The organism is Xenorhabdus yunnanensis (assembly GCF_028598805.1).
Lineage (GTDB): Bacteria > Pseudomonadota > Gammaproteobacteria > Enterobacterales > Enterobacteriaceae > Xenorhabdus > Xenorhabdus yunnanensis.
On record NZ_JAQRFI010000064.1, the window covers coordinates 1 to 15,005 of the forward strand.

20 protein-coding genes are annotated in these 15,005 nt (G+C 46.1%); 6 read left to right on the forward strand and 14 right to left on the reverse strand.

The window, feature by feature from the left end; genetic code table 11:
• The 7 genes from PSI23_RS18365 to PSI23_RS18395 all read right to left on the reverse strand — a co-directional run.
• Positions 1-303 (reverse strand): DUF2586 family protein (locus PSI23_RS18365; protein WP_306309631.1); only part of this gene is annotated, 303 nt, incomplete at its 3' end.
• Between the two features lie 23 nt (positions 304-326).
• Positions 327-1,019 (reverse strand): phage virion morphogenesis protein, encoded by a 693-nt coding sequence (locus PSI23_RS18370; RefSeq protein ID WP_273556433.1) that lies wholly within the window; start codon positions 1,017-1,019, stop codon positions 327-329.
• The gene (locus PSI23_RS18375; RefSeq protein ID WP_273556434.1) at positions 1,016-1,513 is read right to left on the reverse strand and encodes a phage tail protein; all 498 of its coding nucleotides are present in this window, start codon (positions 1,511-1,513) and stop codon (positions 1,016-1,018) included. The genes PSI23_RS18370 and PSI23_RS18375 overlap by 4 nt, the downstream gene beginning before the upstream one ends.
• A complete protein-coding gene (locus PSI23_RS18380; protein ID WP_273556435.1) occupies positions 1,510-1,962 on the reverse strand; it encodes a head completion/stabilization protein in 453 nt (150 codons plus the stop codon). The genes PSI23_RS18375 and PSI23_RS18380 overlap by 4 nt, the downstream gene beginning before the upstream one ends.
• Positions 1,963-2,062: 100 nt before the next feature.
• Positions 2,063-2,785: a phage terminase small subunit gene (gene gpM / locus PSI23_RS18385; RefSeq protein WP_273556436.1), complete on the reverse strand. Its 723-nt coding sequence runs from the start codon at positions 2,783-2,785 to the stop codon at positions 2,063-2,065.
• Complete coding sequence (locus PSI23_RS18390; protein WP_273556437.1) at positions 2,785-3,816, reverse strand: phage major capsid protein, P2 family; 1,032 nt, start codon at positions 3,814-3,816, stop codon at positions 2,785-2,787. The genes gpM and PSI23_RS18390 overlap by 1 nt, the downstream gene beginning before the upstream one ends.
• A 26-nt stretch (positions 3,817-3,842) precedes the next feature.
• Entirely contained in the window at positions 3,843-4,673 is an 831-nt protein-coding gene (locus tag PSI23_RS18395) for a GPO family capsid scaffolding protein (RefSeq protein ID WP_273556438.1), read from the reverse strand.
• A gap of 186 nt (positions 4,674-4,859) precedes the next feature.
• Between PSI23_RS18395 and PSI23_RS18400 the strand changes: the two genes are divergently transcribed.
• The 3 genes from PSI23_RS18400 to PSI23_RS18410 are packed head-to-tail and all read left to right on the forward strand — an operon-like array spanning position 4,860 to position 7,992.
• Positions 4,860-6,647, forward strand: coding sequence for a terminase large subunit domain-containing protein (locus tag PSI23_RS18400; protein ID WP_273556439.1), 1,788 nt, complete (start codon positions 4,860-4,862; stop codon positions 6,645-6,647).
• Positions 6,644-7,675, forward strand: a complete 1,032-nt coding sequence (locus PSI23_RS18405) for a phage portal protein (RefSeq protein ID WP_273556440.1) — start codon at positions 6,644-6,646, stop codon at positions 7,673-7,675. Before PSI23_RS18400 ends, PSI23_RS18405 begins: the two co-directional genes overlap by 4 nt.
• Positions 7,672-7,992 (forward strand): Ogr/Delta-like zinc finger protein, encoded by a 321-nt coding sequence (locus tag PSI23_RS18410; RefSeq protein WP_086110329.1) that lies wholly within the window; start codon positions 7,672-7,674, stop codon positions 7,990-7,992. Before PSI23_RS18405 ends, PSI23_RS18410 begins: the two co-directional genes overlap by 4 nt.
• Here the strand turns inward: PSI23_RS18410 and PSI23_RS18415 are convergent.
• The 7 genes from PSI23_RS18415 to PSI23_RS18445 form a co-directional block, all read right to left on the reverse strand.
• Complete coding sequence (locus PSI23_RS18415; RefSeq protein WP_273556441.1) at positions 7,963-8,184, reverse strand: hypothetical protein; 222 nt, start codon at positions 8,182-8,184, stop codon at positions 7,963-7,965. The two genes, PSI23_RS18410 and PSI23_RS18415, sit on opposite strands and share 30 nt — an antisense overlap.
• A gap of 110 nt (positions 8,185-8,294) precedes the next feature.
• Complete coding sequence (locus PSI23_RS18420; RefSeq protein ID WP_273556442.1) at positions 8,295-10,580, reverse strand: replication endonuclease; 2,286 nt, start codon at positions 10,578-10,580, stop codon at positions 8,295-8,297.
• A complete protein-coding gene (locus tag PSI23_RS18425) occupies positions 10,577-10,861 on the reverse strand; it encodes a DUF3850 domain-containing protein (RefSeq protein ID WP_273556443.1) in 285 nt (94 codons plus the stop codon). Before PSI23_RS18425 ends, PSI23_RS18420 begins: the two co-directional genes overlap by 4 nt.
• A 4-nt stretch (positions 10,862-10,865) precedes the next feature.
• Positions 10,866-11,087: a TraR/DksA C4-type zinc finger protein gene (locus tag PSI23_RS18430; protein WP_273556444.1), complete on the reverse strand. Its 222-nt coding sequence runs from the start codon at positions 11,085-11,087 to the stop codon at positions 10,866-10,868.
• Positions 11,080-11,331 carry a DUF2732 family protein gene (locus PSI23_RS18435; RefSeq protein ID WP_273556445.1) on the reverse strand — a complete coding sequence of 84 codons (252 nt, stop codon included), beginning with the start codon at positions 11,329-11,331 and terminating at the stop codon, positions 11,080-11,082. The genes PSI23_RS18430 and PSI23_RS18435 overlap by 8 nt, the downstream gene beginning before the upstream one ends.
• Before the next feature lie 79 nt (positions 11,332-11,410).
• Complete coding sequence (locus PSI23_RS18440; RefSeq protein ID WP_273556446.1) at positions 11,411-11,764, reverse strand: DUF5347 family protein; 354 nt, start codon at positions 11,762-11,764, stop codon at positions 11,411-11,413.
• Positions 11,765-11,993: 229 nt separating this feature from the next.
• The gene (locus PSI23_RS18445; RefSeq protein ID WP_099117098.1) at positions 11,994-12,215 is read right to left on the reverse strand and encodes a regulator; all 222 of its coding nucleotides are present in this window, start codon (positions 12,213-12,215) and stop codon (positions 11,994-11,996) included.
• A 147-nt stretch (positions 12,216-12,362) separates the two neighbouring features.
• Between PSI23_RS18445 and PSI23_RS18450 the strand changes: the two genes are divergently transcribed.
• From PSI23_RS18450 to PSI23_RS18460, 3 genes are read left to right on the forward strand one after another with little or no spacing between them, the layout of a single operon-like run.
• Positions 12,363-12,953, forward strand: coding sequence for a phage repressor protein CI (locus tag PSI23_RS18450; protein WP_273556447.1), 591 nt, complete (start codon positions 12,363-12,365; stop codon positions 12,951-12,953).
• A 4-nt stretch (positions 12,954-12,957) separates the two neighbouring features.
• A complete protein-coding gene (locus PSI23_RS18455) occupies positions 12,958-13,995 on the forward strand; it encodes a phage integrase (RefSeq protein ID WP_273556448.1) in 1,038 nt (345 codons plus the stop codon).
• Positions 13,992-14,768 (forward strand): hypothetical protein, encoded by a 777-nt coding sequence (locus PSI23_RS18460; RefSeq protein WP_273556449.1) that lies wholly within the window; start codon positions 13,992-13,994, stop codon positions 14,766-14,768. The genes PSI23_RS18455 and PSI23_RS18460 overlap by 4 nt, the downstream gene beginning before the upstream one ends.
• Positions 14,769-15,005 lie beyond the last annotated feature (237 nt).

The window sequence follows — 15,005 nt, forward strand, 5'->3', positions numbered from 1 at the left end:
AACACTGGCGATAGTCTGTGCCGCAATAATCGCGTCCACGAACGCCCGTTCATCGGCCAGTTCCGGCAGAATATGCACGTACCCTGACCAGTTCTGCCCGGCGTTTGCCATCGCTGCCCGTACCTGACGCTTGAGGGTGGTATCAGTCGTTCCCAATACCGCATCAAAATCGGTCTGAGTATTAATAGCAATGGTCTTGCCGACGTTGGTTTTGCCTGTTCCCACGAACAGCAATACCCGTTCAATCTCCTTGGTTTCGCCCTGCAGTTGGTTAACCTGATTAACCTGAACATGTGGCCACATAATGTCATCCCTTATTAAGGCGCTTACCCTGCGCCATATCCAATCCCTTGTAGCTGGCGAGCCAGCGCTTTGCTGAACTCGTCGTCATTCATGCCTAAGAATGCACGGGCAGGCACATCCACTGTCCACGAGCTTTTGGCTGCTTTACCGCTTAGTTTGCGGATTTTTTCCCCGGCCTTGATAAAGAGCATCTTTTCAGTGATTTCTTTAATGGTGGGTTTACGCAACCTTTTCCCTTTCTTAACCTGATAGCCCAAATCCCGTAATTTTTTGGCCTGCTTAATGGTTGCTTTCCGTGTTAAATCAACGGCTTTTGTCTTATTCCCGTCTGATGCCGATTTTCGGCTTACTCGCGCCCGCATCCCATGTTGCTGTACACCGCCGACCAATCCGGCTGATACGGGATTATTGCCATTGCGGTAACGTCCGCCTTGCAGGTAAAGACGCACAGCCCCTATTTCGGGCATTTCCCGGATATGCAGTAATTTCGGTAAATTACGCAACATCTTTTTGCGCCACGGGCCTTTTCTGGCTGGCCAGCTTTCCCCGTCTGGTGATTGCTGGTTACGCACATTGCGTTTTGCTGCCTGAATCACCCCGTACTTTGCAATGCGCCATAGCAGGCGTTGTCGCTTTTTGGGTGGCAGCTCAAGGCTGTTAACGGCTTTTTTCAGCTCTTTTAGCTGAGATTGATTCAACTGGCCATTCACAATCATGATGCTTTCCCAATCCGCGCCCCGGTTTCATCAACACTGTGTACTGCACCTTGTTCAGCAAACCAGATTTCCGGCTCGGCCAGCGACCAACGTTTGTTATCGAACGGAATAATACCCTTGGGGTCTTCGCGTATCGACACGGGTTCAGCCAGTGACAGTGACACCACGACAACCGCAGTATCACCGTCTAATTCCACTGTTAAGCTGGGCCGTTCCTGCTCAACATTGGCCTCATTCACACTGTCGCCCTGTTCGGTCAGCCAGATATCAATCAGCAAAGGGATATTGCGTGGATCACATTCCCGATAGGGAAAGCGCCCCCATGCAATGACCGCCTCATACTGCTGAATGAAAAACTGGTATTGCCCCAGCCCTAAATCCCGTTGCGCCGGAATAAAGCGGATTTCGTCCATTTCACTGGTAAATTCGGTTTCACAAATCCGTTTTGGCAGGTTTTCCCGCAAAAATGCGGTGAGTTGCTGCAATTTGCTCATATCAAACGTACCGTTGTGCGTCCTTGCCCTTTCATGTTTCGCAGTACCACAGCGGCCTCAGCCAGCAGGCGTTTTTGCACTTCGGGGCTTTCCTGCCCCGGATTGGGGGCACGGCTGACTAATGAGGTGTATTCCCCCAGTAAATCGGCCTTTGCCCGGGCATAAACCGCCTTTTTATACTGACTGACTAGCGCGTTATTGCCGTTAATCGAGATACCCGGTACAACCGCAGCAGACTGATAACCTTTGGCCTGCAAACGGGATTTCAGGTGCTGTAAATCAAGATTAATCTCGGCCACGGTCGCCAGCAGCGCATTGGCGAGCATATCGTTATCCAAATCCGCAGGCAGCTTGCGATTAACCTGAAACTCCTCTAGGTTCAAATCCGGCCAGAAGCCGTCATTGGTCAGCGGCGCGTCCCGGTAATCCACGGTATTGCCATTAAACATGGTGCGTTCCTCCCTGAAGAAAAAGCGGGCTGTCCGGTTTCCACGGCCAAATGCCTGATGGCTTTGCCTCCACCGTGCCCGCTCCGGCTTGCGGTAGTCGTTATTGATTAAGGTTAAGCGTTTCGTTTGTCAGTGCCCGCAAGCGGGCAGCAATGCGGTGCCGATAGGTTTTTACCCCCGATGCCGGATTGCATTGATGGGCCTTTGCCAGCCAGCTATCGGCCTGCGCCAGCACCTCCGGACTGTCCACGCTACTTGCCTTAATGTCGGCGTTATCCCCTTTTAACAGGCTTAACGCCGCGAATTTGTAGTATTTCGCTTTGATTTTCTCGTGAACTTTCCATTTCTCGGTGACATTGTGAAATGTCCGTGAAAAATAGGGTTCCACGGAGTTCCCGGCTTCGGCTTCCCGTTGTGCCCAAAGCAACACGGTGTCGGCCACGAACGCCGGAAAACCGCTGCGAAAATTATCGGGGGTGAGCTGTCCCTGCTCAATGGCGATATCCGCCCAGTCCAGTCCCTGACTGAATTCCCCGATATCAAATAACCAAATCACGCAGTAGGCGAAAATCGGATTGCGGTATACTTCGCCCTCATCCAGATAGCGCTGTGCTGTCGGCAGATAATTGGGCAGCAGTTCCCGCCGCTTCATTTCGACCTTTTCTGCTGTCAGCGTGAGCTGGCGCAGCCGCTTCACATCCTGCTCAATGGCACGGGCTTGCAGGGGCATTATTGCGCCATCGGCAATGGTAACCGCTTGCTGCCGTGCTATTTTCTGGCGAAGTTCTACTTCTGCCCGGTGTCGTTGAACAGGGGATAGCATTAGTCTTTACTCAAGGTTTCAGCCGGTTCAACCACCTTACCAATCGTCACCGCCTTTTCATCATAAGCCGCGTACAACTCTGGCGTTTCAATCGCGTAGCCTTCATTGCGCAGGTATTTGTTTTCGAACTGCTTGCGATCGTCCACAAATTCCGCTTTACGCTGACGGGTATTGCGCTGGGTCAGAATTTGCAGGTTCGGCAGCATGGTCACTACCATACGTTTACCCGGCATAAATGGCGGTATCATTGATGGACGTCCGGCAATCGTGCTTTCCAGCATCTGAGCAGCAATCTTTTCTGTCGGTTTGGTTGCTGCCTGATAAAGTCGGTATTGCTCAGCGGCAACCAAATCCGCCCCCACCAGTACCACTAAACGGGGATCATGGCGGAACTGCTGTGGAATGCAGGTGTTAATCAGCGCTGAAGCCATTGAATCCAGTGATCTAAAATCACCGTGTTCATCCAATGTTACTGGCGTAGTAACAACCTGCGAGCCTTCATTCCATTTTTTGGCAATCTCATGCCAGCCTATATTCACATCTTCCCCGTTCGGGTTCTCGTTCGGTTTGGTTGTCTCCGCCACGCGCTGGCCGTTAAAGCCGACACGCAGCATATCCAATGCAAACGATTCATTGGTAAATGCCTGCATACGCTGGAAAAATTCCTGTTCACTGCCGGAGTTCGCCCAGATGGACAACAAATCCCATTTCAGCGCAGCGCCAGAATCGGTTTCCACCAATTTATACTCATTACCATCAATGCCCGTGGCACGCATAAAACGGCCATCTTTTTTGCGTCCGGTAAAGAGTCCCGGATTACCGACTGACACCACCTGCCCGGAGAGGTGATCCACATCGGCACAGGTAATCATGCCCAGAAAATCGACCGATTCCAGCAGCGCACTGCGCAGAGCGGTTTCTTTGGGGTCACTCAGGGCGAAATAACGTGAGGTATCCGCAACCTCGTAGGCGTCAGCCAATCCCGCAGAATAGTTCTGCAAATAGCCGCGTGCCCGTTGATTTAATTGCATAGCGCTTTCCTTTGCTCTATCAAGCGTTACAGGTAATTAAAGTTCTTGTTTTTGTTGCCTTTCGGATTGCGTGACGGCACACGGGTTGCCAGCGTGTCTAGCTTGCCGAAGTTTTTCACAATCTTTGACAAGTTATCGCGCAGGCAGGCAAAATCTTCGGTATCCACCACTTCTTTGACGGTTTCCACATCTTCCTGCACTTCTTCCACAACCTGTTCCGTGGAGGCCAGCTTGCTTTCGACGGCGGTCATTCGCTTATCCATTTCGGCCAACGCCTCCGCGATAGCCTGCAACGCATCGTCACCCGTGGTTTCAGCGGGGGTTTCTTCCGGCTCTTCCATGTTAAAAAAGCTTCTCCATCCTTTTTTGGCCTTTGCCATCTTGCTTTCCTTAATTTGTTTAACTTCGTCAATCACCAGCGGCTTATACGTGCCTGACCGATGAAATTTTTTCTTTTTACTGAACTGTAAGCGTGTTGTACCTACACTCGCTGGCGAATCAGTAACTGCCAGTCCTTCCAGATAGGTTTTGCCTGTGCCGCGAAAATTACCGTTCGGCGTAAACTCCACTGAGGTGAATAACAGTTGGCCGTCCCGGTTGGCATCCAACAAGCGGTGATTAGGTCGTAGTTGTGCATAGAGACGCAAAGCCCCGTCTTCCCCGTGTTCAGCCTTGACCGCGAGCACTTCCCCCATCGCCCCAAACCAGCGGTCGTGTTCCGGCCAGATTCGGGCGGTATACAGTTGAGGGTCGTAGAGTTCGGCGGCATCCAGAATCCACTGCGGTTCCATCACCCGGCCATCAACCGTGTCGCCCTCCATGGCAATACATATCCAGTTCGTCATTAACTGAGACATATCGCATTCCTTATCGTTGCTTCCCTCACAGTATTGCGGATTCAAAAAAATGCTGCGACAGGCGCAATGCGATTGAATTCGGATATGGCGCATAACCGAATTGAACCGAAGTTGATTGGGCGTAAGGGGAAAATTAGCCCTGCATAATGAGGACTGAGAAATAAAGGATAGTCAGGAAAAGGAAGAATGGCCAAATATTCAGATGAATTAATTAAAGTGGCAAAGTCGCTGTACCTGCGCCGCTATACCCCGGCTGAAATTGCCGGTGAACTCAATCTGCCCAATCGACGGATCGTTTACTATTGGGCGGAAAAATGGCACTGGGCGGATATGCTCAGCCATGAAAGTGTGATTGAGGCGGTCAACCGCCGTATTGCCTTGCTCAGTGAACGCAATGATAAAAATACTGTAGAGCTGGACGAACTCGACCGCCTGATTGTCCATCATGTGAAACTGATGGCGCAGGAGAATAAGCACAAAGAAAAACTGGCTGACATTAAAGCACGGGCACAATCGGGCAATGAGGGTGATTACGTTGCTACCGGAGACGGTGAGCCGAAGAAAAAGAAACGCCAGCGTAAAAATGATATTTCAGCGCTGACAGAAGAAGATTTTCAGCAATTTGCTGATGAACAGCTCTTCGGTTATCAGAAGCATTTACGCAACAATATTGCTAAACGACTCAGAAATATTCTCAAGAGCCGACAGGTTGGGGCTACGTGGTATTTTTCCTTTGAAGCCTTCGAAAACGCGGTGCTGACAGGTGACCCACAAATATTTATGTCGGCGTCCAAACCGCAAGCGGAGGTCTTTCGCTCCTATATCGTCAATATTGCCGAACAATTTTTCGGTGTCACCCTGACAGGTAACCCGATTCGCCTGAGCAATGGTGCGGAACTGCGCTTCTTATCCACCAATAAAAATACCGTTCAGGGTTATGCCGGACATTTATATTGTGACGAATATTTTTGGGTGCCTGACTTTAAGCGCATGAATGAGGTCGCTTCCGCAATGGCGACCCATGACCGTTGGCGAACCACTTACTTTTCAACCCCCAGCGCCAAAACGCATCCAGCTTACCCGTTCTGGATGGGTGACGAGTGGCGCGGTAGCGATGCTAAACGTAAGAATGTGGTCTTTCCTGCTTTCAATGAGCTGCGTGATGGCGGGCGTGACTGTCCTGATGATCAGTGGCGCTATGTCATTACGCTGGAAGATGCTGTCAAAGGCGGGTTTAACCTTGCCAATATCGACCGCCTGCGCAACAAGTACAATGCAGACACCTTTAACATGCTCTATATGTGCCAGTTTGTGGACAGCGGCGCATCCGTCTTTAAATATCACCAACTGGAAAAATGCGGCGTAGATATCAATCTCTGGGAAGATCACGACCCTGATGCCTCGCGCCCGTTTGGTGAGCGTGAAGTCTGGGGCGGCTTCGACCCGGCCCGCTCCGGGGATACGTCTACTTTTGTGATTATAGCCCCACCGTTGATGGCGGGCGAACCCTTTCGCGTGTTAGCAACATACTACTGGCAGGGGATGAACTGGAAGCATCAGGCCAAACTGATTGAAGAATTGTTCAAGCGTTATCGCTTTACCCATATCGGCGTTGATACCACGGGCATTGGACACGGGGTTTATGAGATGGTGCAGGACTTCGCCCCACGGCAAACGCAGGCCATTCACTACAGCCAGCAGAGCAAAAACCAACTGGTGATGAAGATGATCGATGTGGTCAGTGAAGAACGCCTTGAGTGGGACGGGGAACAAAAAGAAATCCTGGCTTCATTCTTAGCTATCCGGCACACCACCACAAGCAAAGGGGGCGCAATGACCTTTGTGGCTGACCGTTCGCAGGAAACCGGGCACGCTGATGTGTTCTGGGCCATTGCCCACGCCCTGATGAATGAACCGCTTAACTACGAGAAGAAACGCACTTCTAAATATTCATTTTCAAAGGCTACACAATGAGCAAAAGAAAGTTCAGGAAGCACGCCAAAGCGTCACACAACCTGCATTCGCAACGGAAAATGAGCATTATCACACTGGGTAAACCCGAACCGATACTCACTTCCATGACGGATTACCAGAAAATCTGGTATGACAATGATTATGATCACTACACGTTGCCGATTGACCGTCTGGCACTGGCGCAACTGACCAATATGAACGGGCAGCATGGTGGCGTTCTCTATGCCCGGCACAATATGATTGCCTCGGATTATCTCGGTGGCGGGCTGACCCATGAGCAATTCCGGTCAGCCATGATGAACTTCCTGATTTTCGGGGATGTGGCCCTCCTGAAAGTGCGTAACTTCTGGGGCGATATCGTCAGACTGGAGGTCTTGCCGTCCCTTTACCTGCGCCGCCGCAAGGACGGGGATTTTGTGATCTTGCAGGAAGGTGAGCCATTGGTTTACACCCCGGAAGAGGTGATTTTTATCAGGCAGTATGATCCCCAGCAGCAGGTTTATGGCCTGCCGGATTATATCGGCGGCATTCATGCGGCTTTGCTCAACTCGGAAGCGACTATCTTTCGCCGCCGCTACTACCACAACGGCGGGCATACAGGCGGCATGATTTACATCAATGACCCGAATATCTCGGATGAAGCCGAAAAAGAAATTGAGAACAAGCTGGCACAAAGCAAGGGCATCGGCAACTTTGAAACGATGTTTGTGAGCATTCCCAATGGCGATCCGGACGGCATTAAATTTATTCCGGTCGGGGATATTTCCGCCAATGATGAGTTTGCCAATGTGAAAAGCATCAGTTCGCAGGATGTGCTGACCGCGCACCGATTCCCGGCGGGACTGGCAGGCATTATCCCGACCAATGCCGGCGGTCTGGGCGACCCGGAAAAAGCCCGTGATGCTTACCGCAAGGATGAGGTTATCCCCGTACAGAACATGTTCATGAATGCCATCAACAGCCGTGAACTCCCCGAAATATTACATATCCGTTTTCAACAAGATAACGGAAGTTCGGGTGCAGAATGAGCAAGAAAATGGTAAAATCGAGGAAAATCGACACATTAGGGATAAGGAACATGCGTGTATTAAAAATAATCTGTCCTGAGTGCGGCGCTAAATCCGTCATTCGCAAAACCAACCGGATGCACCACCAAATTGCTGATATTTATTGTTCGTGTTCAGATGTGGAATGCGGTCACACTTTTGTGATGAATCTGACGTTTTCACACACCCTCAGCCCCAGTGCCAAAACAGGCGATATCCTGTTGCAGACCGTGATTAACAACCTCAATCCGCAACAGCGCCAGATGGCGTTAGATTTGTTGCAGACCCCTGCCGCATAAGTTCAGTGTTGAGCCACTATTGAGTGGCTTTTCTATTATTATCATTTCACTTTTGGCCTGTTCGACCAGTTCCCATATCCAATTCAGCACCACTTGCCTATCTTTATCATTAAAATTATCCAAACCACCCATCCGAGAAAGAAACTCAATACGTTCTAAAAAAACCAAGTAATCCAAAGAGTCAGACATCATATCCCTACCATTCGTTATATTACACTTGCCATACTGTATATATGAACAGACACGAGTTAATATAATTATCATTTGCATTAATTTCATTAAGAAATAGTTAATTATGTGACTTATCCAATATTTCCAGAAATTTTCGCTAATAATCCCTGATAATGCGCTTTTGGGTTTCGCAAAATGTCTTTAACATCAATACCTAAACCTAAATTTTCGCTTAATTTATTCAGGATACTTTTTGTTCTTTCAACATACGGCGGTTTATCCTTGATCAGATGGCCAAACATCGATAATCGATAATATTGCCCTTCTACCGTCATGCTATTACCCCGTAATAATCCCTTCGCCATCAGCTCACTGACTTCTAAACCGTACAATTTGGCTGATTCATAGACACGCCCTAACTTTTCTCGCTCACTCATCTGATACCAGCTCCGCTCGAATTCTTCCAAACACAGATCACTGTTTGAGGTAGCAGTATTAATCGTACTTCGTGCCTCCGTACAGTTATTGACAGAACTCCTAGGCGATGCGGGCGCATCGCTAAAACCAGCCTCCGCTGACGCTTCGGCTAACTTCGGCACAATCTTCCAGCTTTTGAGACGCGTTAAAATCGGGGTATTCACACCCACTAAAGGCGAAAAAATCCCTTTAATCCGGATCACATCCTCACCGTGGGCGTTAGTTTCCTGCTCCGTCTCATACCACAGGCGCGCAACCAAATCGTCACGGCGCACAAAAGGGCCACCCTGCGCATTGATATAATTTGCCCAATCACCGTTATCAGCCGCATCATGTACAGCGGCAAATTCAGCACTTAAATCCATTGCTGCATCATGATCTGCCATGCGGCGCAGTTCACGGTAAACCGTCACTGGCGCACCACCCACAAACTGAAACTGACGTATACGCCAACGCGAAGCCCAAGCACTGGCAGCAACAGCAGCATCCTTAACAGGTCGGCCGCTTTCATCATCCAGTTCGTCGTCCATTGCGTAGCCATCAATATTTTTAGAAATGTATTTCGCTACATAGCCCGTTGCAGAGCCCTTTTCTGGGTCGATCTCCTCAGCATGAAACCGCGCTTTCAGGGCTTTTTCAGTCCGCAGCTCGTGGCTGTCTTCCTGCAAGGCATATTCACGCATGATATTGCGCACCTGTTCTGCTTGGTCTGGCTGCATAAAAAACAGCATATGCCAATGCGGTGTGCCATCGTGGTGAGGTTCAGCAACGCGGATGCCGAAGATACGCAAATCATTGCGATGCAATTTGGCCCTGATTTTTGCCCAGACACCGCTTAAATATTTCTGCGTATCAGCCGGGCTGCATCCGTTCCACTTGCGGTTCCGGTGTCCGTGTCGGGTAGTAGCGTGGTATTTAGAGGGGGCGGTCAGCGTGTAGAACTCGGCAACATAGCCCAGTTCATTACAGATATTTTCAAAGCCCCGGATACGTACCATCATTTCAGTACGGCGGATCGCGGGATTGGCCACACTTCCATAATATTTATCAATCAGACTGACGCGGTTGCCTTCTTCATCTTCCAGCTCCATCGACTTGATAAATTCTTTCGTGCGATGCTTCTGCTCTTTCCATTCGGAAATGGCCATCTTGCTGGCATAGATACTGCTTTTCTTACTAACGCGGTTAATGGAGATCTGTAAGTGCTCGCGCCATGCTGTCGCCAGACGGCGCAGGCGACCTAACCACCATTTATCTAAGGTCATGCGAGAAATGGCCGCGATAGCCTGCTTTTCATCAAAAAAACGGCCCGTCAGATTATCCCAGTAAGGTACATCCTGACGGTAGGCTTTGGTAATAGACGCTGCACGCATGTATAAAACATATGCTCTTTTCAGATCTCCGTCTTCTGATGGCATATCATCTGCGACCGTCTGCAATTTCGCAGTCACAAATTCAGCAATATCAGTCGCCAGTAGTTCGATATCTTCCCGTGACATATCAGGAATACGGTTAAACCGTGCCATATAAAGCGCATTATCCGCTTCAACTTCCTGAATCTGGTAGCGCCCGGTCACCAAATTAACTCTGGGTAAGATGCGATCAACGAATGTCTTAGATAAAAAAGCCTCAGCACGATAAAGCCCTTGCTCTTTTTCTAAAACATTAGCTCGGTACTGAACATCAAGACGAACCATCATCGGTTGCTTTTTGAGTTCCCGGTATAAGTCCTGCATATGAGCACGCGCTTTATTCTCCTTTACCTGCGCGCGGTGTTCTTCTTCTTTCTGGTATTGCTCCGCGTAAGTCGGAAGTGCTCTTGCTATCGGCTGGGTAGGTTTATCCCACGGCAAAGAAACGCGTTCAGCCAGAGTTGCACTGTATGGCATCTCTGGCTGAAATTTACTGCTATATTGTTTTGCTTTTTCTACAATGCTCATGCAAGCACGCAATTCAGAGAAGATAATTCAAACGAAAGTAAAACAAATTCTCCGCCGATATGCGGATACAAATCGCTATCAATGACTTCGACGTTACTAACTTTTACGATAATAAAATCATCAGTTAAATTGTCGTTATCATCAACTTCATACAACCCAAGAAAATCGCCCTTTTTATATTCATGGTCATTCATTCTAAATACAGCTTTTTTATCACCACTACTTATAACGTTAAAATCAACACTTCTTATTCCTAAATTACGTATTGTTTTCATATTCATTTTATTAACTCCGATAATGTTTATTAATTAATTCAAAATCAGCCTGACAATCCACACAGCGGGAACAACCAAGAACCTGAATACGGCGTATTTCAATAATGGGTTCGCCGCAGTCTTTACATTCAAATGCAGAAATACCTACGGGACGGTTTACATGTTGTGCAATTCTGCGTACCAGTATTTCTTCAGCCTGTTGGCAGGCGTAATCAATATCGACATCAAACATAGTTCCACTCTTGCGCCTGACGCTCTATTTCACTGGCCTCGCTTTCCAGCAGGCTGACAATGGCATCGCAATCTAAGCGATCGCGTTTCGCAATCATGGCAAAATGACGCAGACGAGAAGCGTGACCATCTGCCCTGACACGTCTTTCATCTTCACGATTTTGTTTGATGCAATGTTCAATAATAACCGCATGATCATCGGTGTTTATTTCAGCAGGGGTAAATATAGGGTCGGGTATATTCATTTTTTTATTTCCTATTTTTAGATAAAGGGATTCCCTGACGTGTTGACGCCATTAAAATTAAATCGGTATTTATTATTATTTAATTAGGTAGTGATAAATTATTTGGCAATAATGCCCCCGCTGCTTTAATTAAATTAGCTGCCTTTACAAGGCTATTCTTTTCTTCACGGGTAAATTGGTCTAATTCCAGTTTATGCCGCTCTTTAGGAATATGGGCAAGATAGAACATAGCGCCTAACAGACGGATATTATCAGCGTAATGTTCATTGCGTTTATCACGCATTTCATCAATAAAGGCAGACAACTGTTCATTGGCAGATTTAAAAAGTTTCGCCCTGATTTGAGCCAGTTGATTTAATCCATTAACACGCGTTTCAAAATTCATTGGAAAAGCGCGTTGTTCTGTTGATTCCATTTGGTATTCCTTGTTCATAAAAACCTCACCTAATTAGAAACAAAATAAAATAAGCAACGGAACATAAGACGATTGGGAAAACAAATCCGTTACCTTGCTTTGTATAGAACGACTCACTGGTTAGTTTGTATTGGTGCTGCTGTTGCTTTAATGCGTTCATACTGACCTCAGACTAATTATGTTCTCATCCCTGCTGCCACATTAACCTCTGTATTAAACGCAAGGTTAATTCTCCAAAAGCGAAATATTACGGCTCAAGCGAAACTTCGTAACCGCTGAGTGCCTGGATGGTAAGAGCAGCCATATTGACCTCAACCAATCCTTTTTTCTGATCGCCCTTGGGTTTTATGGGTAATTTGCCATACTCAATAAGACGGCGAGCAGTACCAAGTTTTGTACCCGTACGACGACAGTACTCATCTAGAGGCAGATAGGGCTCAGGGATAGAAATTGTAATTTTTGGACGCATACGGCAAACTCCTAAGTTTCATTATCTTAAATATCGCCAAATATTGCTAAAAATTTCCAATTTGGAACTTACCATGTAAATTTACTTTTCATTTTGAAAAGTGTCAATAGGTTAATTTTCAAAATGAACAGAGGTAGCGAGTGTTTTATGAGCAAATTTAACTTTCAACCGAATGAAAATAATACTGAAGTACTAGACAGGATTATGGAAGCCTATGGTTTTTCATCAAAAATGATGTTAGCTGACCACTTTGAAATGGCTGCTAGTAGTTTGTCTGGTAGATATAGAAGACCGGGCTTTCCTGCTGATATGGTTGTTCGCTGTATGGCTGAAACAGGTATTTGCTTAGAGTGGTTAGTTACTGGTCAAGGTAAAAAATTTGATGATGAAACGTTAGATATATTGAAATTAAGCAATCATAAATTAGTTGATGGACAACTCTATCAGTCTGGTTATGTGATGTTTGATAAAGTCCTTTTCAGCGCAGGTGTTCAATTTCCCAAAGACCCCATCAGCGTACTTGATAACAAAATTCACTATATTATTGATCGCAAGTTTGCTGATGTTTATGACGGTCAATGGCTTGTTGATATTGAAGGAAAAGTTAGCTTTCGAGAACTTACCCGAATCCCTGTTAAACGAGTAAGGGTTTCTGGTGTGGGCATGGCTTTTGATTGCAATTTGGATGATATCAATATCCTTGGCCGTGTTATTGGTAAATGCTCTATCGACGGGTAATGCAATGACAGTAAGAAAGTTAACCACCGGAGAATGGATTGCCGATTTCTATTCAGAAGATCGTTCTGATGGCAAAAAAGGTAAGCGTGTCCGCAAAAAATTCGCTACAAAAGGTGAGGCATTAGCTTACGAACGCTATGAGTTAGATAAACTCAATGGTAAGCCGTGGGTAGAAAGTAATACCAAAGACACTCGTAGATTACGTGACTTAATAGATATTTGGTATAAAGCGCATGGCGTTACGTTAGGTGATGGAGCAAGGCGACACACTACGATGCTTTGGGCAAGTGAATGCATGGGTGATCCACTTGCTACCGAATTCACTGCGCAACTGTTTTCCAAATATAGAGAGCAAAGGCTTTCCGGAAAACTATCCAGAACTAAACGTGTCGAGACAGTTGCACCCCGCACGGTAAACCTTGAACTATCCTACTTTCTTGCTGTTTTTAATGAGTTAAAGAGATTGGGTGAATGGGAAGGTGATAACCCTCTTGAGAATGTCAGGGCGTTCAGAACTGATGAATCTGAAATGGCCTTTCTGACCCATGAACAGATCGCTGACTTATTCAAAGCCTGTGAAGAGAGCAGTGCTAAAGATTTATCTCTGGTAGTTAAGATAGCGCTATCAACTGGCGCAAGATGGGCTGAGGCCGAAACTTTACAACGCTCGCAAATAACGCCGAATAAAATTACTTTTATTAAAACCAAAGGCAAGCGTAATCGAACCGTACCTATTAGCCAAGATTTGTATGATGAGATTTATACTAAGAGTAGTAAGAAAGGGAAACTGTTTACCCCTTGTTATTACGCATTCAGATCAGCAATAAACCGGGCTAAGATTGAATTGCCAGACGGCCAGCTATCCCACGTTTTAAGACACACTTTTGCCAGTCATTTTATGATGAACGGCGGCAACATTTTGGTACTGCAAAGGATACTTGGGCATACTGATATAAAAATGACAATGCGGTATTCTCACTTCGCCCCTGAGCATCTTGATGATGCAGTAAAGCTCAACCCACTATCACGGATGGTTATATGAAAGAAACTATCAGCAAGCATATAAAAAATTTTTATAACAAATATATAAAAGAACCTTCTAAAGAGTATTGGTATTTATTGGTTTTACTTGCTTTTGCTTGTATTCCTCTTGGTGCTTATTTTCACACATTCAATAACTCGTTATCTAATAACAGTGGAGACTGGGCAGCTTTTGGCTCTTTGGTTGGGGGAGTTTGGGGGCCATTGGCGACCATTGGAAGTATTATTGTTCTTATCCAAACTTTAAAAACAATGCAGAGAAATAATGACAATCAACTAAGAGAAGCTGAGATAACAAAAAATTTTGATCATATTATGTTATTAACAAAAACTCTAAATGATGTAATGGATATGAATCCAAACAAGGTACAAGGAGTTAAAGTTGAACAAAATTGTGTTTTTGGTTATCTACAGTACCAAGTTAGAATGTCGGTACAGAATAACCACCTGTATGGTCTAGCATACGGGGAAAAACGTATTGATAATAGTGACGAAATATGGAATCTTGCCTATAAAGTGGTAAAAAACAAAAACTATTTTGAAAATGAAAGCATAGTATTTGCTGAAATTCTACGCAAAATAAAAACAATAAAAGAAGAAGATTCACAAAAAACTGCAAAAATTATGCTTCAAAATAGAATCTCCCCTGATCGTCGCTTTTGGTTCTATTGTCATTGCGAATACTGGAATTGTAATATTTTTAATGAACTAAAATCTTATGATAATTTTGCTGTTTTACCCACCCCCCTTCAAAACCTAGTTTCCAAAAAATGACCCTCTGCATAAAATGTCGCAAAAGTGTCGCAACAAAAAAGAAATATTGAATAATATTGAACTTTATTTTAATTTAACTTATTGTTTTTAAGCATAAATATATGATTTACCGATACCATTCACGGTACTCATAATCGCTTGGTCGCTGGTTCAAGTCCAGCAGGGGCCACCAAATTTTAGCTGTTAAATCAGCACATTAGGCCACTCTTAGACGAGTGGCTTTTTTGTATCTGTGAG

Bases quoted from the DNA above. Each gene is read 5' to 3' on its own strand.
- PSI23_RS18455 (WP_273556448.1), top strand. From the start codon at position 12,958: ATGACAGTAAGAAAGTTAACCACCGGAGAATGGATTGCCGATTTCTAT.
- PSI23_RS18420 (WP_273556442.1), bottom strand. From the start codon at position 10,580: ATGAGCATTGTAGAAAAAGCAAAACAATATAGCAGTAAATTTCAGCCA.
- PSI23_RS18425 (WP_273556443.1), bottom strand. From the start codon at position 10,861: ATGAATATGAAAACAATACGTAATTTAGGAATAAGAAGTGTTGATTTT.
- PSI23_RS18415 (WP_273556441.1), bottom strand. From the start codon at position 8,184: ATGATGTCTGACTCTTTGGATTACTTGGTTTTTTTAGAACGTATTGAG.
- PSI23_RS18460 (WP_273556449.1), top strand. From the start codon at position 13,992: ATGAAAGAAACTATCAGCAAGCATATAAAAAATTTTTATAACAAATAT.
- PSI23_RS18410 (WP_086110329.1), top strand. From the start codon at position 7,672: ATGAGCAAGAAAATGGTAAAATCGAGGAAAATCGACACATTAGGGATA.
- PSI23_RS18370 (WP_273556433.1), bottom strand. From the start codon at position 1,019: ATGATTGTGAATGGCCAGTTGAATCAATCTCAGCTAAAAGAGCTGAAA.
- PSI23_RS18440 (WP_273556446.1), bottom strand. From the start codon at position 11,764: ATGAACAAGGAATACCAAATGGAATCAACAGAACAACGCGCTTTTCCA.
- PSI23_RS18400 (WP_273556439.1), top strand. From the start codon at position 4,860: ATGGCCAAATATTCAGATGAATTAATTAAAGTGGCAAAGTCGCTGTAC.
- PSI23_RS18435 (WP_273556445.1), bottom strand. From the start codon at position 11,331: ATGAATATACCCGACCCTATATTTACCCCTGCTGAAATAAACACCGAT.
- PSI23_RS18375 (WP_273556434.1), bottom strand. From the start codon at position 1,513: ATGAGCAAATTGCAGCAACTCACCGCATTTTTGCGGGAAAACCTGCCA.
- PSI23_RS18430 (WP_273556444.1), bottom strand. From the start codon at position 11,087: ATGTTTGATGTCGATATTGATTACGCCTGCCAACAGGCTGAAGAAATA.
- PSI23_RS18450 (WP_273556447.1), top strand. From the start codon at position 12,363: ATGAGCAAATTTAACTTTCAACCGAATGAAAATAATACTGAAGTACTA.
- PSI23_RS18380 (WP_273556435.1), bottom strand. From the start codon at position 1,962: ATGTTTAATGGCAATACCGTGGATTACCGGGACGCGCCGCTGACCAAT.
- gpM (WP_273556436.1), bottom strand. From the start codon at position 2,785: ATGCTATCCCCTGTTCAACGACACCGGGCAGAAGTAGAACTTCGCCAG.
- PSI23_RS18395 (WP_273556438.1), bottom strand. From the start codon at position 4,673: ATGTCTCAGTTAATGACGAACTGGATATGTATTGCCATGGAGGGCGAC.
- PSI23_RS18445 (WP_099117098.1), bottom strand. From the start codon at position 12,215: ATGCGTCCAAAAATTACAATTTCTATCCCTGAGCCCTATCTGCCTCTA.
- PSI23_RS18390 (WP_273556437.1), bottom strand. From the start codon at position 3,816: ATGCAATTAAATCAACGGGCACGCGGCTATTTGCAGAACTATTCTGCG.
- PSI23_RS18405 (WP_273556440.1), top strand. From the start codon at position 6,644: ATGAGCAAAAGAAAGTTCAGGAAGCACGCCAAAGCGTCACACAACCTG.